At 55.9% G+C, this 20,933-nt stretch carries 23 protein-coding genes, 1 other RNA gene and 1 riboswitch; of the genes, 20 read left to right on the plus strand and 4 right to left on the minus strand.

Annotated elements, in window-relative coordinates; genetic code table 11:
- Positions 1-1,140, minus strand: a 1,140-nt coding sequence (locus AB5Y85_RS15700; RefSeq protein ID WP_368221749.1) for a penicillin-binding protein activator, incomplete at its 3' end; no start/stop codon positions are given.
- 199 nt (positions 1,141-1,339) lie between these two features.
- Between AB5Y85_RS15700 and rsmI the strand changes: the two genes are divergently transcribed.
- The 16 genes from rsmI (at position 1,340) to lfiJ (ending at position 16,540) form a co-directional block, all read left to right on the plus strand.
- Positions 1,340-2,173, plus strand: a complete 834-nt coding sequence (gene rsmI / locus AB5Y85_RS15705; RefSeq protein ID WP_236341183.1) for a 16S rRNA (cytidine(1402)-2'-O)-methyltransferase — start codon at positions 1,340-1,342, stop codon at positions 2,171-2,173.
- Positions 2,174-2,330: 157 nt separating this feature from the next.
- Positions 2,331-2,717, plus strand: an RNA gene (rnpB, locus tag AB5Y85_RS15710) — RNase P RNA component class A.
- A gap of 227 nt (positions 2,718-2,944) precedes the next feature.
- On the plus strand, positions 2,945-3,817 hold the full coding sequence (gene lfiM, locus AB5Y85_RS15715) for a lateral flagellar motor switch protein LfiM (RefSeq protein ID WP_181294941.1): 873 nt from the start codon (positions 2,945-2,947) through the stop codon (positions 3,815-3,817).
- Positions 3,818-3,825: 8 nt separating this feature from the next.
- The gene (gene lfiN / locus AB5Y85_RS15720; protein ID WP_019444828.1) at positions 3,826-4,203 is read left to right on the plus strand and encodes a lateral flagellar motor switch protein LfiN; all 378 of its coding nucleotides are present in this window, start codon (positions 3,826-3,828) and stop codon (positions 4,201-4,203) included.
- On the plus strand, positions 4,203-4,937 hold the full coding sequence (gene fliP / locus AB5Y85_RS15725; RefSeq protein ID WP_005336248.1) for a flagellar type III secretion system pore protein FliP: 735 nt from the start codon (positions 4,203-4,205) through the stop codon (positions 4,935-4,937). Before lfiN ends, fliP begins: the two co-directional genes overlap by 1 nt.
- A gap of 1 nt (position 4,938) precedes the next feature.
- On the plus strand, positions 4,939-5,208 hold the full coding sequence (gene fliQ, locus AB5Y85_RS15730; RefSeq protein ID WP_005336246.1) for a flagellar biosynthesis protein FliQ: 270 nt from the start codon (positions 4,939-4,941) through the stop codon (positions 5,206-5,208).
- Positions 5,205-5,987 (plus strand): lateral flagellar biosynthetic protein LfiR, encoded by a 783-nt coding sequence (gene lfiR, locus AB5Y85_RS15735; RefSeq protein WP_005336245.1) that lies wholly within the window; start codon positions 5,205-5,207, stop codon positions 5,985-5,987. Before fliQ ends, lfiR begins: the two co-directional genes overlap by 4 nt.
- On the plus strand, positions 5,984-7,120 hold the full coding sequence (gene flhB, locus AB5Y85_RS15740) for a flagellar biosynthesis protein FlhB (protein ID WP_257686529.1): 1,137 nt from the start codon (positions 5,984-5,986) through the stop codon (positions 7,118-7,120). The genes lfiR and flhB overlap by 4 nt, the downstream gene beginning before the upstream one ends.
- 3 nt (positions 7,121-7,123) lie before the next feature.
- The gene (lfhA, locus tag AB5Y85_RS15745; protein WP_257686530.1) at positions 7,124-9,199 is read left to right on the plus strand and encodes a lateral flagellar biosynthesis protein LfhA; all 2,076 of its coding nucleotides are present in this window, start codon (positions 7,124-7,126) and stop codon (positions 9,197-9,199) included.
- 175 nt (positions 9,200-9,374) lie between these two features.
- A riboswitch (cyclic di-GMP riboswitch) is annotated at positions 9,375-9,462 on the plus strand.
- A 135-nt stretch (positions 9,463-9,597) separates the two neighbouring features.
- Positions 9,598-10,983, plus strand: coding sequence for a lateral flagellar response regulator transcription factor LafK (lafK, locus tag AB5Y85_RS15750; protein ID WP_257686531.1), 1,386 nt, complete (start codon positions 9,598-9,600; stop codon positions 10,981-10,983).
- Between the two features lie 3 nt (positions 10,984-10,986).
- The gene (lfiE, locus tag AB5Y85_RS15755) at positions 10,987-11,313 is read left to right on the plus strand and encodes a lateral flagellar hook-basal body complex protein LfiE (protein WP_257686532.1); all 327 of its coding nucleotides are present in this window, start codon (positions 10,987-10,989) and stop codon (positions 11,311-11,313) included.
- Between the two features lie 17 nt (positions 11,314-11,330).
- Positions 11,331-13,073: a lateral flagellar M-ring protein FliFL gene (gene fliFL / locus AB5Y85_RS15760; protein ID WP_257686577.1), complete on the plus strand. Its 1,743-nt coding sequence runs from the start codon at positions 11,331-11,333 to the stop codon at positions 13,071-13,073.
- Positions 13,060-14,088, plus strand: coding sequence for a lateral flagellar motor switch protein FliGL (gene fliGL / locus AB5Y85_RS15765; RefSeq protein ID WP_005336238.1), 1,029 nt, complete (start codon positions 13,060-13,062; stop codon positions 14,086-14,088). The genes fliFL and fliGL overlap by 14 nt, the downstream gene beginning before the upstream one ends.
- A 12-nt stretch (positions 14,089-14,100) precedes the next feature.
- Positions 14,101-14,793 carry a lateral flagellar assembly protein FliH gene (gene lfiH, locus AB5Y85_RS15770; protein WP_005336232.1) on the plus strand — a complete coding sequence of 231 codons (693 nt, stop codon included), beginning with the start codon at positions 14,101-14,103 and terminating at the stop codon, positions 14,791-14,793.
- Complete coding sequence (gene lfiI, locus AB5Y85_RS15775; protein WP_257686533.1) at positions 14,786-16,117, plus strand: lateral flagellar FliI-like assembly ATPase LfiI; 1,332 nt, start codon at positions 14,786-14,788, stop codon at positions 16,115-16,117. The genes lfiH and lfiI overlap by 8 nt, the downstream gene beginning before the upstream one ends.
- 9 nt (positions 16,118-16,126) lie before the next feature.
- Complete coding sequence (gene lfiJ / locus AB5Y85_RS15780) at positions 16,127-16,540, plus strand: lateral flagellar protein LfiJ (protein ID WP_257686534.1); 414 nt, start codon at positions 16,127-16,129, stop codon at positions 16,538-16,540.
- Between the two features lie 9 nt (positions 16,541-16,549).
- Here the strand turns inward: lfiJ and AB5Y85_RS15785 are convergent, their stop codons facing one another.
- The 3 genes from AB5Y85_RS15785 to flgA all read right to left on the minus strand — a co-directional run bounded on the left by AB5Y85_RS15785 (position 16,550) and on the right by flgA (position 17,980).
- The gene (locus AB5Y85_RS15785) at positions 16,550-16,993 is read right to left on the minus strand and encodes a flagellar protein FlgN (protein WP_257686535.1); all 444 of its coding nucleotides are present in this window, start codon (positions 16,991-16,993) and stop codon (positions 16,550-16,552) included.
- Positions 16,990-17,265 (minus strand): flagellar biosynthesis anti-sigma factor FlgM, encoded by a 276-nt coding sequence (flgM, locus tag AB5Y85_RS15790; protein WP_043821914.1) that lies wholly within the window; start codon positions 17,263-17,265, stop codon positions 16,990-16,992. The genes AB5Y85_RS15785 and flgM overlap by 4 nt, the downstream gene beginning before the upstream one ends.
- Positions 17,266-17,341: 76 nt before the next feature.
- Positions 17,342-17,980, minus strand: coding sequence for a flagellar basal body P-ring formation chaperone FlgA (gene flgA, locus AB5Y85_RS15795; RefSeq protein WP_368221755.1), 639 nt, complete (start codon positions 17,978-17,980; stop codon positions 17,342-17,344).
- Positions 17,981-18,192: 212 nt separating this feature from the next.
- Between flgA and lfgB the strand changes: the two genes are divergently transcribed.
- From lfgB to flgEL, 4 genes are read left to right on the plus strand one after another with little or no spacing between them, the layout of a single operon-like run.
- Positions 18,193-18,582 carry a lateral flagellar basal body rod protein LfgB gene (gene lfgB, locus AB5Y85_RS15800; protein ID WP_019444816.1) on the plus strand — a complete coding sequence of 130 codons (390 nt, stop codon included), beginning with the start codon at positions 18,193-18,195 and terminating at the stop codon, positions 18,580-18,582.
- Between the two features lie 2 nt (positions 18,583-18,584).
- On the plus strand, positions 18,585-19,010 hold the full coding sequence (flgCL, locus tag AB5Y85_RS15805) for a lateral flagellar basal body rod protein FlgCL (RefSeq protein WP_019444815.1): 426 nt from the start codon (positions 18,585-18,587) through the stop codon (positions 19,008-19,010).
- Between the two features lie 4 nt (positions 19,011-19,014).
- On the plus strand, positions 19,015-19,722 hold the full coding sequence (locus tag AB5Y85_RS15810; RefSeq protein ID WP_201905124.1) for a flagellar hook assembly protein FlgD: 708 nt from the start codon (positions 19,015-19,017) through the stop codon (positions 19,720-19,722).
- 18 nt (positions 19,723-19,740) lie between these two features.
- A complete protein-coding gene (flgEL, locus tag AB5Y85_RS15815) occupies positions 19,741-20,931 on the plus strand; it encodes a lateral flagellar hook protein FlgEL (RefSeq protein ID WP_257686536.1) in 1,191 nt (396 codons plus the stop codon).
- The last annotated feature ends 2 nt before the right edge of the window (positions 20,932-20,933 follow it).

Consider the following 20,933-nt stretch of genomic DNA (forward strand, 5'->3'; position numbering starts at 1 on the left):
GGTGGCAACGACCGGCTTATCCTGGCTCAGGGTGGCCCAGCTCTGCTCGAACGCCTTGATACTGCTGTAACCGATCCGCCCCTGGGCGGCGATCAGCAGCGGTTTGCGGTAGCCCTGGGTGTAGAGGTACTGGGCTGCCTGCGCGGCATCTGCTGCGGCAGAGAGGGAGAAGTAGTAGGTGGTGTCGTTGACGATCGGCTTGTCCAGCTCGTTGAGTGCCAGCACCGGTACGGTCGGATTGGCCTTGAGCAGCTCCTCGACCCGGTCTTTCAGCAGCGGGCCGATGATCATGTCTGCCCCTTCCTGAATCGCCTGCTTGTAAAGGTCGCCGGTCGACTTACTCTGGGTGTCGTAGAAGTTCAGGGTGAATTGCCCCTGATTTTCCTTATAAGACATCAGCATACCGTTACGGATAGCGGCGCCCTGCGGCTCCAGATTGCCTGAGAGGGGCAGCAGCACAGCGATCTGTTGCACCGAGGTGCTGGCAGTAGCAGCCAGATCGCCCAATCCTGCCGGCATATCCTTCTGGGCTGGATGGTTGGGGAAGTCGCGCTTCCAGCCTGCCAGTTGGCGGGCCAGCAGGTTCGGCTGGGCGCCAAACTCGTTGACCAGTGCCGCCAGTCGCAACCAGCCGGTGGTCACATCAGGGGCCGGAGCCTCTTCCAGCGCCTGCAGGGTGGAGGGGGTCATGCTTTTGAGCAACGACCAGATTTGCTGATGGTTGGTCGCCTGCTCGCTCTGATTGAGGTAGGGCTCCAGTGCAATCAACGACTTGGCAGCGCCAAACTTGTTGTTGATGTCGAGCTGCAGCACCACGCGCTGGCGATACCAATCCTTCTGGGTATCGGCATCCAGCACCACCTCGGGTTTGCCTTCCAGCAGTATCAGCGCCTGATTGGCGTGGCCTTGCGCCAGCAACAGATGGGCTTGCAGCAGTTGCAACTGCGCCTTCTGAACGGGATCCTTGGCCTGCTTCTGCAATTGCTGGAACAGTGCCGAGGCCGGTTTGGCCTGGCCCAGCGCCAGATAGCTGCGTGCCGCCAGCATCTGCCAGGTAAAGGCCTCGGCCGGCTTGGCGGGGTCCACCTGCTCAAGATACCACTGGGCATTCTTGGTCAGATTGGAGAACGCAGAGGGCATGCCTGACGGCCCTGACGGTTGATTGGGCTCCGACGCACAGGCGGCGAGCAGTACTGCCGCGAGTATGATGCCGAAGAGTCGTGATACACTTAGCTGCTTTGTAACCCGGTTCAAGTTCATTCCCCGACCAGTGTTGAAGTTCCCCATAGTGTAAACGGGCCAATATGGCGACACAATTGTCGGGGCACTCGGAGATCCCATGAGTGACATCCCAACCCTGTATATAGTCCCCACTCCGATCGGCAATCTGGCGGACATCACCCAGCGTGCATTGGACATTTTACGCAGTGTCGATCTGGTGGCAGCCGAAGATACCCGACATACCGGTATCCTGCTCAGCCACTACCAAATCTCGGTGCCGACCTTCGCCCTGCACGATCACAACGAGCAGCAGAAAGCCGATGTGCTGATCGGCCGGATAAAAGAGGGCAAGAGTGTTGCGCTGGTCTCCGATGCCGGCACTCCGCTCATCAGCGACCCCGGTTATCACTTGGTCACCCGCTGTCGTGAAGCCGGGGTCAAGGTGGTACCGCTGCCTGGGCCCTGTGCTGCCATCACCGCTCTGAGCGCGGCCGGTCTGCCCACCGATCGATTTGCCTTTGAGGGCTTCCTGCCCGCCAAGAGCAAGGGACGTGACGATCGCCTGCAAGCCGTTATTGAAGACACCCGCTCGCTGGTGTTCTACGAATCCCCGCGCCGTGTGCAGGATACAGTAGAAGCGATTGCTCGCATTCTCGGCGAGCGTCAGGTGGTGGTGTGCCGTGAGCTGACCAAGACCTTCGAGTCGATCCACGGTCTGCCAGCGTCCGAAATGCTGACCTGGCTTGGCGAGGATGACAACCGCTGCCGCGGCGAGATCGTGCTGGTCGTGGCTGGCGCCGCCAAAGAAGAAGAGGATCTGCCAGCCGAGGCGATCCGTACTCTGGGTCTGCTGGTGGCCGAGTTGCCACTGAAAAAAGCGGCCGCCCTGACCGCCGAGATCCACGGTGTGAAGAAGAATGCCCTCTACAAATACGGTCTCGAGCACTATTGAGCCGATGAAATAGGCCAGTAGACTTTTTTCTGACCTGTGCAATCCCCCGAACCGGCGAGCATTCAGTCTGTAAACGATGGCCAAAGCGCGATAAATGGCTGTAAACGGGAATTGCCGGTTTACCCCGTGCGTATCGCAAGGCTATAATCCGCGCCTCGGAGTTGGCTGGGCAATCGCTGCTTCGTCGTTGTGTCCCTCGGGACAGACGGGCGGAGGGGAGGAAAGTCCGGGCTTCACAGGGCAGGGTGCCAGGTAACGCCTGGGGGGCGTGAGCCTACGACCAGTGCAACAGAGAGCAGACCGCCGATGGCCCGCAAGGGATCAGGTAAGGGTGAAAGGGTGCGGTAAGAGCGCACCGCGCGACTGGCAACAGTTCGTGGCACGGTAAACTCCACCCGAAGCAAGACCAAATAGGCCCCTATTGGCGCGGCCCGCGTTGGGGGCGGGTAGGTTGCTTGAGCCAGCGAGCGATTGCTGGCCTAGAGGAATGATTGCTACCCGGGGCAACCCGGTACAGAACCCGGCTTACAGGCCGACTCCGACCTCATTCCGCGTGAACCGTCACGCTAAAATCCCGGTGCCTAACGGCACCGGGATTTTTATTATTCACGCCGAGATGCACCGCATGGCGGCTTTCTGGAATTTGTAATAAAGTTCTCACCCTTTTTGGTCGATATACGTCGGCTGGACTGTCTGTATCTATCACACTGCTGGCCTGATGAGCGACCCTGTGGCAATAAGGCGAGATGAAATGGTTAAGGTGGATTATTAATGTCATCAAGCAGCGCAATGCTCACACCTTCCCGGCTGCTTAGCGCAGAACGTGGCAGAACCCTGCCTCATTATGATCTGTTGGGTGTCGAGCGGCTTAATCACGCCCGCTTGAAGCAGGTCAATGGCCAGTTGAGCACATTTTCCCTGCAAGCTGCGAGTTGTATGGCCCAGCTGTTCAATAGTGCGGAGTGCGAACTGAATTATGGCGAGTTCGCCTTTTCCGGTCCGGCAGAGATAGATGACGCTCATATCTGGGTCGAAGCGAGAAGTCCGCTTGAACCACAGCGCGCCGTCTATTTCTCGATCGCACCCTTGGTCATCTATCGTCTTGCGGTCCTCTTTTTCGGCGGCACCTTGCAGCAAAAAGAGGAGCATGTTCAGTCTGGCAAAGGGCTGACCGATACCGAACAGCGGCTGTTATTGCGGCTTTGCCAGTATCAGGTTGATATCTGGTGTGCTTGTCTGGGGTTGGGGGATTTGAAGTGGCAGTTGCATGTCGTGCCGCGGGATTCCATCGCCCACCGTCAGCTCTGGACCACGCAGGCAACCCTGCAGGCAGGTAATTGCACTCATTACTGGCAGATGTGGTTGCTTCCCCCCGAGGAGTCCATTTCTCCGGTCAGTCATTCATTGCCGGCAGGTCAGCTGGAACAGGCTCTGACTCATGTCCCGGTACGTCTGCGGGTGGTGATGGGCCAATTGTCCATGACGCTGGCGGATCTTGAGTGTCTCAAGGTGGGTGATGTGCTGTCACTGGACTTGCCTGAAGTTGTGCCAGCACTGATTGGCAGCCGTCCCTGCTTCAGTGGACGAATCGCAGAACACAAAGGCAGCCTGGTCTATCAGGTTGCGACGGTTGTAGAGGAGTAAATTGAATCATGAGCGAGCACAATATGAATGATCCGCTGGATCTGGATGGACTGGATCAACTGTTTGGTGACGACATCAGCATGCCTAGCGCCGCAGACTACTTGGCCCCCACCAGTAGCAGCAAACAACGGGATCTTTCCTTCTTTCGCCAGATCCCGGTCAAGGTGACGCTGGAAGTGGCCAGTACCGAAGTGCCGCTCGGCGATTTGATGCGCGTCGAGGAGGGGGCTGTCATTGAGCTGGACAAGCTGGCGGGTGAACCGCTGGATGTGCGGGTGAATGGCCGTCTGCTTGCCAAGGGCGAAGTCGTCGTCGTGAATGGCAAATATGGTCTGCGCCTGGTCGATGTCATCGATACCAACCTGCTGGGTGGCATGGACGACTGATGCGCTATCTGCTGCTGACGCTGCTGTTATTTTCGCTGCCCGGCTGGGGGGCGGACATGACCCTGTTCTCGGTATCGCCAGGCGCTTCAGGGGGCGAGGACTACAACATCAAGTTGCAGATCCTCTTCTTCATGACCCTGTTGGGTCTGCTTCCGACCTTATTACTGATGATGACCAGTTTTACCCGGATCATCATCGTACTGGCCATATTGAGACAGGCACTTGGCTTGCAGCAGAGCCCTCCCAACCGGGTGCTGATCGGCATCAGCCTCATCCTGACTGTGGTGATTATGCGTCCGGTCTGGACGGACATGTATCAGAATGCATTTGTCCCTTATGACCAGAATGAAATAACCCTGTCAGAGGGGATTGCCAAGGCAGAGAAACCCCTGCGCAAATTCATGCTGGCCCAAACCCGTGAACCGGATCTGGAGCAGATGCTGCGCATCTCTGGCGAACCAACAACGGTCGCCAAAGAGGATGTGCCTTTCGGGGTGCTGTTGCCCGCGTTTGTATTGAGTGAGTTGAATACCGCATTTCAGATTGGCTTTATGCTGTTTATCCCCTTTCTGGTGATCGATTTGGTGGTCGCCAGCGTCTTGATGGCGATGGGGATGATGATGCTCTCACCGCTGATCATCTCCTTACCCTTCAAACTGATGGTGTTTGTGCTGGTCGATGGCTGGTCGATGACCGTCGGCACTTTGGCTGCCAGCTTTGGTGGGGGAGGCTGATATGACCCCTGAGCAGAGCGTTGCCCTGGTTGGTGGCGCGGTCAATCTGGTGGTGACCATGGTCTCGGTGCTGATTGTACCGGGCCTGATCGTAGGTTTGGTGGTCAGTATTTTTCAGGCGGCCACCCAGATCCAGGAGCAGACGCTCAGTTTTCTTCCCCGTTTTATCGTGACTTTGATGACCCTTATCTTTACGGGTAACTGGCTGTTGTCGCAGATCACCACCTTGTTCCAGGATCTTTTTCTTAAAATCCCCGGGTTTATCGGATGAATTCGCTGCTGTCCCTCAGTGCTGCTGACCTGACCGCATGGTTGGGACAGTGGTGGTGGCCGTTTATTCGGATCGGTATGGCATTCTGGGTGATGCCGGTCTTTGGGGATACCCGGGTGCCTGCGCAAGTTCGCCTGATGCTGGCGTTCATCATCAGCCTGCTGCTCGCCCCCATGATGAAGGATATGCCGGTTGTCGATCCTTTCAGTGCCGGTGCGCTGGTCCTGGCGGTGGAGCAGCTGCTGTTTGGTTTGCTGTTTGGTCTGTGTGTCCAGCTGCTCTATATGGTGATGACCACAGCGGGGCAGATCCTCTCCATGCAGATGGGGCTCGCGATGGCGGTGATGAATGATCCGGTCAACGGTGATTCTGCCCCTATCATCAGTCAGGTCATGATGGTGTTCTGCGCATTGCTCTTCCTGGGGCTGAATGGCCATCTGGTGGTACTGGATATTCTGGTGCAGAGCCTGCGTAGCTGGCCGCCGGGTTCATCTTTGGATCTGATCGATATGAAAGGTGTGATCGGGTTGTTTGGTTGGTCTATCGGTGCCGCCCTGTTGCTGACGTTGCCTGCCGTTGTCGCCATGTTGATGGTTAACCTGACCTTCGGGGTGATGAACCGGACCGCCCCTTCGCTCAATATCTTCTCCCTCGGTTTTCCCATGACCCTGTTGCTCGGGTTGCTCACCATGGCGCTCTCCATCAGTGGTGTGCCCTCCCGTTATCTGGATTTGGTTACCCATGTGCTTGAACAGTTGCGAGGCTTGACCCCGGCATGAGTCAGCACAGCGCACAGGACAAAACCGAAGAGGCCTCCAGCCAGAAACGCCAGAAAGCGAGAGATGAGGGGCAGATCGCCCGCTCAAAAGAGCTCAGTTCTGCCGGTTTGCTGCTGCTTGGCGGGTTGGTGATGCAGTGGATGGTGCCGGGGTTTGGCCAGTTCTTTGCCGAGTTGATGAAGCGTCCGCAGCGTTTTGACTGGCAAGGTGCCCGTGACCCGCAGATGATGATCCATTGGCTGGGTGAAGCGCTCATAAACATGCTGTGGGTGCTGCTGCCCCTGTTTGGTTTTCTGGCTCTGATGCTGGTGTTGCTCAGCATAGTGCCGGGTGGTATGGCGCTGACCTGGAAAAAGCTGCTACCCAGTGGCGAGAAGATGAACCCTTTGAAGGGGCTGGGGCGGATGTTCTCCAAGAACAGCCTGATGGAGTTGCTGAAGTCACTGCTCAAGGTGACGCTGATCGGTGGCACATTGGCGTTGATGTTAAATCATCAATGGCCTTCCTTGTTGATGATGAACCGGATGCCCCCTCAGGCGGCCCTCGAGCAGGCGCTACGAATCCTCTCCCAGGCATTTATTCTGCTAGGGAGCGTACAGATGCTGATTGCCGTGCTGGATGTGCCCTATCAGCGCTGGTCGCTTAACAAGCAGCTCAGGATGACCAAACAAGAGGTCAAGGATGAGCACAAGAACAGCGAAGGGCGTCCCGAGATCAAGGCCAAAATCCGCCAGGTGCAGGGAATGCTTGCTCGTGCGCGTATCGAGCAGCGGGTACCGCAGGCAGATGTGATTATCGTTAACCCGACCCATTATGCGGTGGCAATAAAATATGATGCTACTCGTGCCAATGCCCCTTTCGTGATTGCTAAAGGGGTCGACAGCATGGCCGAGCGGATCCGTCAGGTTGCCAAGCAGCATGACAAGATGGTGATGAGCTTGCCCGAGTTGACGCGAGCCATCTATCACTCGACCAGGGTGGATCAGGAAGTCCCCGCAGGGCTGTACACGGCAGTTGCCTATGTATTGAACCATGTATTGCAGTTAAGGGCGTATGAGGCAGGCAAGGGGAGGAAACCGACCCCGCTTGCCCCGTTATATGTACCGCCCGAGTTACGTCAACCTGAGAGGTAAGTTGTGAACTGGCGTGTATTCACCCAATCCTATACCGCAATTCCGCTGATGTTATTGGCCATTCTGGCCATGATGATCCTGCCTCTGCCCGGTTGGCTGCTGGATGCGCTCTTTACCTTCAACATCGTGTTGGCGGTACTGGTGTTGCTGGTGTCCGTCTCGGCCCGCAGACCACTCGATTTCTCGGTATTCCCAACCGTGTTGCTGGTTGCCACCCTGATGCGGTTGTCGCTGAACGTGGCCTCTACCCGTGTGGTGTTGCTGCACGGTCATGAAGGGCATGAAGCGGCCGGTAAGGTCATCCAGGCATTCGGTGAAGTCGTGATCGGTGGCAACTATGTCGTCGGTCTGGTGGTCTTCGTGATCCTGATGATCATCAACTTTGTGGTGATCACCAAGGGTGGCGAGCGGATTTCGGAAGTATCCGCCCGCTTTACTCTGGATGCTATGCCCGGCAAGCAGATGGCCATCGATGCTGACTTGAATGCCGGCACCATGGATCAGCATCAGGCCAGGGCTCGCCGTGAGGAGATCGCGCGAGAAGCGGACTTCTATGGTGCAATGGATGGTGCTTCCAAGTTCGTTCGTGGTGACGCGATAGCTGGCATGTTGGTGCTGATCATCAACCTGGTGGGTGGGTTGGCCATCGGTATCTTCCAGCATGCCTTGCCCGTCGCGGAGGCCTTCCAGCGCTATGCACTGCTGACCATTGGTGATGGTCTGGTTGCCCAGATCCCGTCCCTGCTGATGTCGACTGCTGCGGCCATTATCGTGACCCGGGTCAGTGATGAGGGGGAGATGGCTGATCAGGTTGGTCAGCAGATCCTGGCATCGCCTCGCGTCATCTATACCTCTGCAACCATCATGCTGATCCTGGGTCTGGTGCCCGGGATGCCGATGCTCGCATTCCTCAGTTTCGCAGCTGTACTTGCCTGGACTGGCTGGAGTGTCAGCAAACGAGCCGTCAATGTGCCGGATCTGGATGCAGTGCAAGAGCTGACTCGTCAAATGATTCAGCCTGAACAGCAGGCACTGGAGTGGCAGGATTTGCCGCCGGTCGATACGGTCGCCATCGAGCTTGGTTATCGTCTGGTGCCTTTGGCTGAAACGGATAAAGGGGCTGAACTGCTTGCCCGGGTGCGCGGGATACGCAAAACCCTATCCGAACAATATGGTTTTCTGCTCCCCGAGATCCGGGTGCGCGACAATCTGCAACTGCAGCCTGATCAGTACCGGATCAAGCTGTCCGGCGTCGCGTTAGCGATGGGGAATGTGGATTGTCAGCGCTTGATGGCCATCAGCAGTGGTGAGACCTATGGTGCTTTAGATGGCGAGTTGACTCAGGACCCGGCCTACGGCATGAGTGCGGTCTGGATCTCCCCTGAGCAAAAGGCCAAGGCACTTAATCTTGGTTACTCGGTGGTGGATTCGGCCACTGTGATTGCCACTCACGCCAGCAAGCTGTTGCGTGAACAGCTTGATGCACTGTTTGGTCACGATGAAGTTGGCAAACTGGGCCAATACCTCGCCAGTCAGTCCCCCCGGTTGGCTGAAGAGCTCAATCTGGCGCTGACTCAGATGCAGCAATTGAGAGTGTTTCGTCAATTGCTAAAGGATCAGGTCAGTCTTACCGATATCCGAACCGTTGCCACGACGCTGCTGGATGCGAGCGAGCTGACCAAAGACCCTGTCTTGCTGGCATCCGATGTGCGCTGTGCCTTGAAGCGCCAGATTGTACGGCAGGCCATTGGTAATCGCGATGTGCTGGCTACGTTTACGCTGGATGATCGCCTTGAGCAGACATTGCTGGCTGCAATGAATCAGTCACAACAGCAGGGAAAAATCCAGCTGGACAGCTTCCCGGTTGATCCACAACTGCTGGCCCAATTGCAGCAAAATATGCCGTTGGTGAAGGAGCAGTTGCAGCAGTTGGGACATGCCCCGGTGTTGGTTGTTATGCCGCAACTGAGACCGTTGATGGCACGTTATGCACGATCATTCTCAAAGGGACTCAAAGTGCTTTCTTATAATGAAATACCGGAAGAGTTACGGGTAGAGGTAATTGGTACACTTGGTTAATTGCTGTTGGATAAATGCGCTGATGGGGAAGTGTTTTTTCCGCCTTTGCTTGAATTGCCGTATGAATACTATATTATGTGGCGAAAATTGACGCAGCAATGTGTGAAAGTTAAATAACAAAAACAATATTAATTGTGTTGCCACACGCTTAGCCCATCTGGCGGGGCGTGTTATCACATTGTAAGGGCAAACTGAACTGAAAAGTCAGGACGCAAAGCCTCCGGTCTAACAGCAGGAAAGCTAATGACAGCGGGGTTACCAAGGTGAGTTTGGATACAATCCTGTTACCATCTAGATACAGATTTCACTTTTTTAAGTGCGCATTTGTATTTCTCCTTTGTGTCTGATAATTCAGCTCTATTGATTGTTCTATCCACAATCACAGGTGTCAGACGTCTATGTCTTCGGGATTACCAATAAATACAAAGATCGGGTTGTGTGGCGATAGCTTGGCTGGGCCACATATATTATTGATTCAGCCGCTAATATTTGCCGAAAATGAGGTTGAAAAAATCCTATCCAAGGAAGGCATCAGGGTATCAAACGTTAATTCTGTTAAACAATCAAAGGGCATTATTGCAGATGGTAATGTCAATTTGATCCTGCTCGATATGGATGCTATGACCGAGCTCGGGCCGCGTATTCTGCGTGAATTCGAAGGACTTGATTGTGTCATCATGGTCAATGAGCACCAGGCCACCATTGCTGCGGAAGCTATGTGTGCCGGGGCTGTTGACTATATTGTCAAACCCTTCTGCCCCCAGCAATTGCTCGATGCTGTCCGTGGTGCTCTACGCCTTCGTCAGGCGATCCCCAATCTTATCGCTGTGTCGCCCATGAGCCTGCAGGTCTTGCAACTGGCCCGACGAGCAGCCAAAACCTCTGCCACCATTCTGATCGGTGGTGAGTCAGGAACCGGTAAAGAACGGTTGGCCCGTTATATTCACGAAATGTCTGTCAGAGCGGAAAAACCATTTCTGGCGATTAATTGTGCAGCAATTCCTGAGGCAATGCTTGAGTCAATTCTTTTTGGCCACAATAAAGGTGCATTTACCGGTGCTGTTTCTGCCCAGCCCGGCAAATTTGAGTTGGCTCAGGGGGGGACCCTGTTGCTGGATGAAATATCAGAGCTTCCTTTGAACCTGCAGGCTAAATTATTACGGGTGCTGCAAGAAAAAGAAGTTGAGCGACTTGGCAGCAATCAAACGATTGCTCTTGATGTTCGAATCATTGCCGCCAGCAATAAAGATCTGCGCAAACTGGTTGCATGTGGGCTATTTCGTGAAGACCTTTTCTATCGTCTTGATGTATTGCCAATGAATTGGCCCGCATTGCGTGAACGTCCTGAGGATATTATTCCGCTGGCCAACTACTTTATTGAGCGTTATGCATCCCAACAGGGTTATCGCCTGAGTGAACGTGCCTGTCAGTTGTTGCTGTCATATGAATGGCCAGGAAATGTACGAGAGATGGATAATGTCATTCAACGGTCATTAATAATGGCGCGTGGTTTGCATATACAGTCCGTCGATTTGATGTTGCCAAATTGCATTCTTCACGAAGAAACAGTCGCAGCAGACACGTGGCATGCTCCCGAGGGGTTAAGTGAAACTCGGCGGCATGCCGAGTTCCAATTTGTATTAGAGACCTTGCGCCGCTTTCGTGGCCATCGTACCCGCACAGCCGATGCACTGGGCATGACAACCCGGGCACTGCGCTACAAACTTGCGGCGATGCGTGAGCAAGGCATTGATATTGAACAGCAGATTCAAGCAGAGGGATAAAAAGTGAAGATTCAGATGATGTCATCACAGGTGACACTACTGCAGCAGATGCAGGAGATGCAGCGTGTCGCAAGCCAGACCCCTTCTATCGAATCCAATGAGCTGTCGGGAGCATCATTTACCGATGCCATGCGGGATGTGGTCGGGCGCGTCAATGAACAGCAGAATGTCGCGTCAAAATTAATGGCATCCGTAGATGCCGGGCAGAGCGATGATCTGGTGGGCGCCATAGTGGCGAGTCAAAAAGCCGGCTTGAGTTTTTCAGCCTTGATGCAGGTTCGCAACAAGCTGATGACCGGTTTTGACGACATTATGCGCATGCCGCTCTGAGGTAACAGATGACTGAACTGGTAACGTCTCCTCAGGGGGCCGCCCCTGATTCGCTCAAAATCAGGCTACAAGAGGGATTACGCAATTGGCGTACCCTCTCCCGTGACAACAAATCGATCCTGACCATTGCTCTGCTGGCTGCCATTGTGGCCGGTACCATAGTCGTTATCCTGTGGACCTCCAGCAAAAACTATGTACCCCTGTATGGCAAACAGGAGCTATACGATACCGCCAACATCATGGAGATGCTGGAGAAAGAGCAGGTGCCTTTCCGTCTGGAAAAGAGTACTGGTCAGGTACTGGTTCCTGAAAACCAGCTTGCTCATGTCCGGATGGCGCTTGCTGCACGAGGGGTGCGTGCAGCCATGCCGTCTGGTCTGGAAGGGCTGGACAATGTAACCGGACTGGGTACCAGCGAATTTATGGAAGGGGCGCGTTATCGTCATGCCCTGGAAGGGGAGCTGGCCCGCACCATCATAGCCCTCGATGCCGTACGCAGTGCCCGTGTTCATCTTGCTATTCCGAAGCGCACGTTGTTCGTGGGGCGCGATGAGGAGAAACCCAGCGCATCGGTAATGCTCGATATGCAACCGGGCCAATCCATCGAAGCGGGTCAGGTCGAGGCGATTGCCAATCTGGTGGCGGGCAGTATCTCCGGAATGAAACCTGGTGCCGTGACCGTGGTTGATCAATCCGGCCAGTTGCTCAGCGCAGAGCTGGGGGACAAGGTCGGTTTTGGCAAGCAGAGCGTTCAACAGATGGAGTATGTCCGCAAGCTGGAACAATACATTCGTCAGCGTGCCAATGACATGCTCTATCCCATGCTGGGCAGCACCAATTTCAAGGTGCAGATAGCTGCAGACGTTAACTTCAACGCTGTCGAAGAGACCCAGCAGCAGCTCGATCCGCAAGGCGTGGTGACTCGCGAGTCCAACAAGTCAGACAAGACCATCGATGCGTTGGCGATGGGGATCCCGGGGGCGTTATCCAACCGCCCGCCTGAAACGGCGGCAAAAGATGAAAAGGCTGGTGCTGACAAAGGCAATGCCAATACCGCTACACAACAGAATGACACTCGTACCGAGCGTCAGGAAGTCAGCAAGCAGTACGAAAACAGTCGCACCATAGTGCACACCCGTTACCAGCAGGGACGTCTGGAGCGAATTAACGTCTCCATTCTGCTCAATCAGCAGATCGCTCCGAAAGGTGGTTGGAGTGCCGAGCAACTGGAACAGATCCGTCAGATGGTAGAGCGTGCTGTCGGTTTCGATGAGACGCGTGGCGATCAGATTAGTCTGCAGGCCTTCGATTTCAATGGTGCAGTACAAGTAGCCGCTCCCGAATCCAGTTGGTGGGAGACCCCTTACTGGCAAGACTCCCTGCGTTATCTGGTCGGTGGTTTGCTTGGCCTGACGCTGGTCTTCTTCGGTATTCGGCCGTTGGTGAAACATCTGGTTCGCACCCAACAGCAGCCGGATATGGAAATGGGTGAGACGGAAGAAGAGCTGGAGCCCACGGTCGGATTGTCCATGCGCAGGGATGACGATGATCCCCAGCTGACGTCTGCTCTTTCAAATAGTCTGATCCGTACTGACAACAAGATGGAGCCCCAGTTCTCGTCGCTCGATATGGAGTCGTTGCCGGAACCGGGATCCGAGCTGGAGGTTCAGCTCAAGCATTTGCAGTTGCTGGTTGAAAAAGATACCGCCCGGGTGGCGGAGGTTGTCAGAGCATGGGTGAGTGGCAATGAACAGCGTTAACTTGAATCAGAGTGCCGTTGATATCGATATCGACAACCTTGAGAAGGCCGCCATCTTGTTGCTGAGCATGGGGACCGAGTCTGCTGCCAAGGTAATGCAGAAGCTCTCCCGTGACGAAGTGCAGCGTTTGATTTCCAAGATGGCCTCTCTCTCTGGCGTCAGTTCGATGGAAGCCAAGTGGACGTTGCAGCAGTTCTTCAATCATTACCGCGAGCAGAGCGGTATTGGCAGTGCCTCACGGGAGTATCTGGAACAGACGCTCGATCTTGCTCTGGGGCAACGACTCTCCCGTAGTCTGCTCGACAGTCTGTACGGCGATGTGATGAGCCAGGATATCCAGCGCCTGCAGTGGGTGCCTGCCGATGTGCTGGCCCGTTTCTTCCGCAACGAACATCCCCAAATGCAGGCTGTGCTGCTGGCCTTCCTGCCGCCCCAGACCGCATCAGCCGTGCTCGATGCCTTGCCCGGCTCGGTACATGACGATTTGCTGGTGCGCGTCGCCAGTCTCAGCAGTGTCAGTGAACATGTGCTGGGCGAACTCAGACTGACGCTGGATCGCTGTCTCACCTACGTGGCAGATCAATCCGGTGCCAAGGTAAACGGGGTACGGCAGGTAGCCGATATTCTCAACCGTTATCAGGGGGACAAGGAGCAGATGCTCTCCCTGTTGCGCGAACACGACGGTGACATGGCGCTGGAGATCGAGAAGAACATGTTCGATTTCATGGCGTTGCGCCGTCAGAGCGACGACACCTTGCAACGTTTGGTACAGGAGCTGCCCAGCGAATTGCTGGCATTGGCTCTCAAGAACACCGAAACCAGCTTCCGCAAGGTGGTGTTGGGTGCCATGCCGAAGCGGATGGCTCAGGCGCTGGACGATCAAATCCAGAACCAGGGCAGTGTCTCTTTGCGCAAGGTCGAGCAGGCAAGGGAAGAGGTCATGCAACTGGTCCGCGAGTTGGTGGAGCAGGGCGAGATCGAGTTCCAGCTGTTCGAAGAGCCCACCGTCAGTTAAAAGGAGGCATTCATGAGTCACAATGTGCGCAAATTGATGCCTGGGGCGACCCGTCTGTATCGTTTCCCTGCGCTCGGTCAGAGTGGGGAAGAGGCACGGAGTCAGCAAGAACAGTTTGAATTCGGCTATCAGCAGGGGCTGGAGCAAGGTCATGACGAAGGTTATCAGGCCGGTTATCAGCAAGGGCTGACCAGCGGCCTGCAGGAAGGCGAGAGCACCGGTTTGCAACAAGGGCAAACCCGCGGGTTTGCTCAGGGCCTTTCGGAGGGGCGAGCCGCCTTCGAACAAGCAATGGTGCCGTTTGCCAAGCTGCAAGAGCAGTGGGAGTCACTGAGCCGGGCCCGGATGGCCGAGCAGAAAGAGCTGATTGCCCAGCTGGTGGCGCAGGTGGCCAAGCGGGTCATCATGGCCGAATTCACCCTCAATCCGCAGCAGGTGATGAATCAGGTCGAACAGGCGCTGGCTACCTTGCCGAGTGAATCGGAAGAGCTGGTGATCTACCTCAACGAGGGAGATCGACAGCGACTCGCCGAGCAGGGGGTGACTCGCTGCGAAGGGTGGCCATTGCAAGTTGATGCAGCACTTGGGGTAGGCGATGCCCGTATCGAAACGCGCGCTGCCGTCGTCGAGGTAAGCACCAGCTCCCGTCTGGCAACCTGCATCGAACAGCTCAACAGCTCGCTGGACGTGCCGCAAGATGCATGAAGCCTTGCAGCAGGCACTGACCAGTGCGCTGGATAATCTGGATGAACTGCCCGTGTTTCGTCGTTTTGGCCGGTTGGTGCGAGTGACCGGCTTGACTCTCGAGGTAGTCGGTTGCCAACTGGTGATGGGACAGCGTTGTCGTGTCAGCACGGCAAGTGGTGCACCGCTATTGGCCGAGGTGGTCGGTTTTAACCGGGATATCTCTTACCTGATGCCGCTGCAGCTGATGAGTGGCCTCTTCGCGGGAGCTCAGGTCGAACCGATCGATGGAGAGGAAACCGTTCGGCTTGGTCGTCATCTGCTGGGGCGGGTACTCGATGGCCTGCTGCAGCCCCTCGACGGGCAGCCGTTACCCGATGTTGGTGACAGTGTCCCTCTGTTTGCTCTTGCCCCCAATCCGCTATTGCGAACCCCGGTACGTGAACCGCTGGATGTCGGTATCCGTGCCATCAATGGCCTGCTGACGGTTGGCAAGGGCCAGCGCTTGGGGCTGTTCGCCGGCTCGGGGGTAGGCAAGAGTATGTTGCTGGGCATGATGACCCGCAATACCGCAGCCCAGATTGTGGTGGTGGGACTGATTGGTGAGCGGGGCCGTGAAGTGCGCGAATTCATCGAACACAGTCTGGGGGCCGATGGTCTGGCTCGCGCCGTGGTCATTGCGGCGCCAGCGGATCAATCTCCCCTGATGCGACTGCGAGCGGCTCAGCTATGCCACCGGATTGCCGAGTATTTCCGTGAGCAGGGGCAGGATGTGCTGCTGCTGATGGATTCACTGACCCGCTATGCCCAGGCGCAGCGGGAAATCGCGCTGGCCATCGGTGAACCTCCTGCCACCAGGGGGTATCCACCCTCGGTATTCAGCATGCTGACCCAGCTGGTGGAGCGAGCCGGTAACGGCACGCATCCGGATGGCAGTCTGAGTGCGTTCTACACCGTGCTGGCGGAAGGGGATGACCAACAGGATCCGGTGGTCGATGCGGCGCGCGCCATTCTCGATGGTCATATCGTGCTAACCCGCCGTCTTGCAGAAGAGGGCCACTATCCCGCCATCGATATCGGTGCCTCGGTGAGTCGGGTCATGCCACAAGTCGTGCCTGCCGAATGGCAAAAGCTGGCGGTCACCTTGCGCCAGCTATGGGGACGCTATCAGCAAGTGCGTGAGCTGCTGCCACTGGGCGGTTATCAACCAGGGGCTGATCCGCAGATGGATGAGGCTGTTCAGCGTTATCCGGGGATTGCGGCATTTCTGCAGCAAGGCTTGCATGAAGAGATGGCCTTTGAACAGGTGATGGTTGGTCTCAAGCAGGTGCTGGGGCAGGGATAAGGATTCGTTATGCTGAAGTCTTATCTGGGGTTGCAACAGGAAGAGCTGGAAAATCTTGGCGCCGAGCGTCGACGCTTGCGGGAGCTGGCGTTGCGGGAAGAGCAGCGAGCACACAAATTGCAGGAAGTGATCTCCTCGCTGCGGCCCGGTTCCGACAAGTTTCACCCGTTGCTATGGCAAAACAAGCAACAGATGGATGGCCAGTTGCGCCGTTTGCTCTCCCATCAGGTGCAGCAATCTGCGCTGGCCAGACTGGATCTGGAGCGCCACGAAGGGGAACTTGTCCGGCAGTTCGGGCGGGTCAAGGGGCTGGAGCTATTGCTGGCACGACGTGATGATGTTGCTCGCCAGCAGCAGGAGAGGCGGGATCAACTGCTGCTGGATGAGCTGGCGAGTTTGCGTCACCTGACCCGCAAAAAGTAAGACGGAGGGTTAATCCGTAATGCTGTCCGGGTCGCGATAACCTGACTCTTGTCCCAACAGTGAATGAATCGTCTCCATCTGGCCTGCCAGCAGGCGGCCATTGAGATCATTCTGGCGCAGACACTGGTGCAGCAGCTGTTCAAGCTGTTGCCATTGATTGGTTACCGTGGTGCGCAGGGGAGGTGGCAGTTTGGCTATCAGGGTGGCCATCCCCTTCTCATCTGGTTTGAGGCCCAATGTCTGCAGCTGCTGGCAGCGTAACTTTGCCTGTTGTGTCACCTTGGCCATCAGCGCTGTCTGCTGCTCGTTATGGACTTGCAGGCCATCGACATCATGGCTTGCCAGCAGTGCATGTTGGCGCAGCAACAGGGCGGTGAGTTCGGTATAGTGGCCGTAATCCTGCTGGATCCCGAGGATCAATGCCTTGACGGTGGCCTTGGTATCCACGCTCATCGGCGATGCATATCCAGAATGGCCTGACCCAGCGCATCCAGATCGATTTCCAGCTTGCCTTCACTGATGGCTTTGCGGATCTCGTTGACCTTGTCCATGTCGACGTCGGATGTGGTTGCCAGCTGGCTGCGGGCGTTGGCTACTGACTGCGCTGTGCTGCTGATCCGGGTTTCGGATGACTGTGCGGACCTGGTTTCCGGCTTGGTCGTGACATCCGGTTTGCGGCCAGGCTGGTTTTGAATATAGAGCGAGTCAGTACGGGTAATTTTCATAACATAAATTCCTGATGGTCTGTCTATGACAAGCGACCCAAGGCTTGTCGAACTTGAATCAAATTGCGATCTTGGTTCAAAAACGGGTTTCAACTTCCCCTATATCAGTCACCCATGCCTGTATCTCTTTGCCAGAGCTAAGATTTTTCACTCTGATCCCGTCGCCTATTCCGCCATTATCGAGGGCCTCCCCTCTGGTTGTGGCGGAGAACTCACCTTTCCCTGCGCGGATCAGTACCCCTTCCCCCTGTTTGACCGCCCAACTTTTTTGTAAGTCCAGCTCACCGATGAGCTGTCCGCTTCTCAGATGCCGGTTACTTTTATGGCCCAGCAGGGAGTGATTGCTCGGGATAAACCCGCGCTGTATGCGGCTGACATCCAACTCTTTCTCCACCAGATCGCTGGCGCTGATGGCCTGACCTTTTGCGATATCCCGTGCAGCAACCCAGACCGGCAACAGCAACGAGACCTCTACCCGTCCGCGCACTTGCCAGGCGGGATCTGTGCATTCGATGAGATAGGGGCGTCGTCCCCAGGGTTGCCGATACTGACCACCTGCTTGTAACGAGAGTGAGTGTGAGGGGCAGGGAGGAAGGTGCTCGGCGGAAGGGGCAAGCCAGACCCGAAACTCCCCTGAGGTTGCAGGCCATCCCTGCTGGGTGATGTAGTAATCAAGACTCTGGCGGGCATCTTGTTCAAGCAACTGTTCAAGCATGGCGCTTTGCGCCTGCGGGGCACCGTGAGCCAATGCGCTCAGCAGTAGCCAGAGGATGCCGCTCCATTTCCACACGGGAAGTCGCACTTCCTCATTTCTCATCTGCTTGCAGTGGATGGTACATGGTAACCGCTTGAAACTAGGTATCTTCATGGTTGGCATGAGTCTTGATAAGGGTAACCCCGGTCTGAGTGAACGATAAAGGATGAAGCATGAGTATCTCATTTGACAGCGCCCTCGGCGTACACCCTTATGCCCTCGATGTCAGGGCGGAGCGGGCGCGTATTCTGGCGGGAAATCTGGCCAACGTGGATACACCGGGCTATCTGGCTCGGGATGTCGATTATAAGACGATTCTGGGCCGTGTCGCGCAGCAAGTTGCTGCGGGCGAGGAGAGTCAGGCCATCAGCCAGGGCGCCATGCGTGACGATATGCGTCACCCCCTCTATCGCATTCCTTATCAGGTCTCCATGGATGGCAATACCGCCGAATTGGGGGTTGAGCAGGGCAAATTTGCCAACAACGCCACCGATTTTCAGACCAGTCTCACTTTCCTCAATATGAAGATTACCGGGATCGCCAAGGCGATCGAGGGCCGTTAACCATGTCGTTCAACAAGATTTATGACATCGCCGGCAGTGCCATGCGCGCCCAGACCGTGCGGCTGGATACCGTTGCCTCCAACCTGGCCAACGTGGATAGCGCGGCCGCCAGTGAAGACGCCGCGTTTCGTGCCATCAAGCCGGTTTTTTCCACTCTCTATCAGAAGATTCAGGATGCCGATGGCCTCGGAGCTGCGTCGGTGCAAGTGGCGGGTATCGTACAGTCCGACCGTCAGGTCGAGAAACGGCTGGAGCCGACCAACCCGATGGCCGATCAGGATGGCTTTGTCTACTACTCCAACGTCAACGTGGTGGAAGAGATGGCAGACATGATGAGTGCCTCTCGCGGTTTTGAAACCTCGGTAGAGGTGATCAACCGGATCAACAGTATGCAGCAAGGTTTGCTGCGTCTTGGTCAGGGAGCCTAAGCCCATGAGTCTGCCGCAGATAAGCAGTCTGGATACGGCGCGTGGTACGGGTCAGGCTGTTGCTGACCCCAAGATCGCCAGCAATGGCACCGGTGCTGCTCAGGAAACACAAGCCAACCAGAATAGCGGGATGCAACTGCGTAACGAGTTCCTGCAGATGATGGTGGCGCAGATCCAGAACCAGGATCCCACCAACCCGCTTGATGGTGCCCAGTATGTTGCCCAGCTGGCCCAGTTCAGCATGGTAGAGGGTGTCGAGGGACTGAAGAAGCTTCAGTTACAGAGCAACACCAAGATGGATACCCAGCAGGTGTTGCAGAGTACCGCTTTGGTCGACAAAGAGGTCATGGTGCCGAGCAAAACCCTTAAACAACAGCAAGAGCACAAGATCCGCGGTCAAATCGAGCTGCAAAGTGCGGCGGAGCAAGTGGATCTCAAAGTGTATGACCAGCACGGCGTGCTGGTGGCCAGCAAGAGTTGGGGTGAGAGCAAAGCGGGCGGGCTGGATTATGAACTGCCCCCCCTTCCTGCCGGAGAGTACCGCTTTGAGGTCAAGGCCTCGGCGGGCAAGACCCTTGTGGCGACCAAAAATTATGTAGCGAGCAAGGTAGAACGTGTTGCTTTGCCCGGTACGGGAGAAATCATGCTGCAGGTTGCCGGTGTGGGCGATGTCCCGCTGTTCAGTGCAATCCAGTTCGGCAAATCAGCGTAATCAGAAAGGAGCGACACAGTGTCTTTCAGTATCGGATTAAGCGGCCTGCGTGCCGTAAACCAGGAATTGAGCGTTATCAGTAACAACGTTGCTAACGCCAGTACCGCAGGCTTCAAATCCAGCCGTGCCGAGTTTGCTGCCATCTATGGTGGTGGTCAGGCTGGCGGTGTCGAGATGAACAACGTCTCCCAGAACTTTGATCGCAACGGTGATGTGATGCGCACCGGGCGCGGGTTGGATCTGGCGATTTCTGGCAGTGGTTTCTTCGTGCTGAAAGATGGCAGCGGACAAACCTCCTACACCAGAGCGGGCATGTTCCAGCGTGATAGCGGTAACTACCTGACCACGGCGAGTGGTACCCGTCTGCAGGGTTATACCACGGATGACGCCGGCAAATTGCAATCCGGTGTGGTCGGGGATATTCAGGTCAAGGCGGGCAGCCTGCCAGCCAAGGCATCCGACAAGCTGGAGTTTGTGGCGAACCTAAAAGCGGATGCCAGCAAGATTACCCAGGTGTTCAACAAAGATAATTCGGAAACCTATAACTACTCCCAGACCAGCAAGGTGTACGACTCCCTCGGCAGTGAGCACAGCCTGACCCAGTATTTTGTCAAGACCGATGAGAACAAGTGGACAGTACATTACACCCTCGATGGTAGTTATCTGGCTGCAAAAACGGATCTGGAATTCACCAAAAACGGCACATTGAATGCGCCTGCGGCTGACAAAATGCCCAAGTTGACCCTTAATGCGCCAGGGGCTGTAGATATCACGCTGGCAGTGGATATCAGCAAGGTGAGCCAGTATGCCTCTGACTTCAACGCTACCCGCAACCAGTCCAATGGTTATACCGCAGGTGACCTGACCGGTGTACGGGTTGATGCCGATGGCGGTGTCTATGCCACCTTTACCAACGGTCAGAGCCTGTTGCAGGGCCAGGTTGTGATGGCGAACTTCACCAACCCTAATGGTCTACTGCAGACCAACAACACCACCTGGCAACAGTCGTTCAGTTCCGGCCAGCCGGTACTGGGGGCGCCGGGAACCGGCACCATGGGCAAGCTGACTGCCGGGGCTTACGAGAGCTCCAATGTGGATCTGACCGGTGAACTGGTTAGCCTGATGACTTCCCAGCGTAACTATCAGGCCAACGCCAAGACCATCAGTTCCGCTGACAAGATGACCCAGGTTCTGTTCAACTCCTTCTAAGG

Source organism: Aeromonas sp. R3-1, assembly GCF_040908345.1.
In the GTDB taxonomy this organism is placed as follows: Bacteria; Pseudomonadota; Gammaproteobacteria; order Enterobacterales; family Aeromonadaceae; genus Aeromonas; species Aeromonas veronii.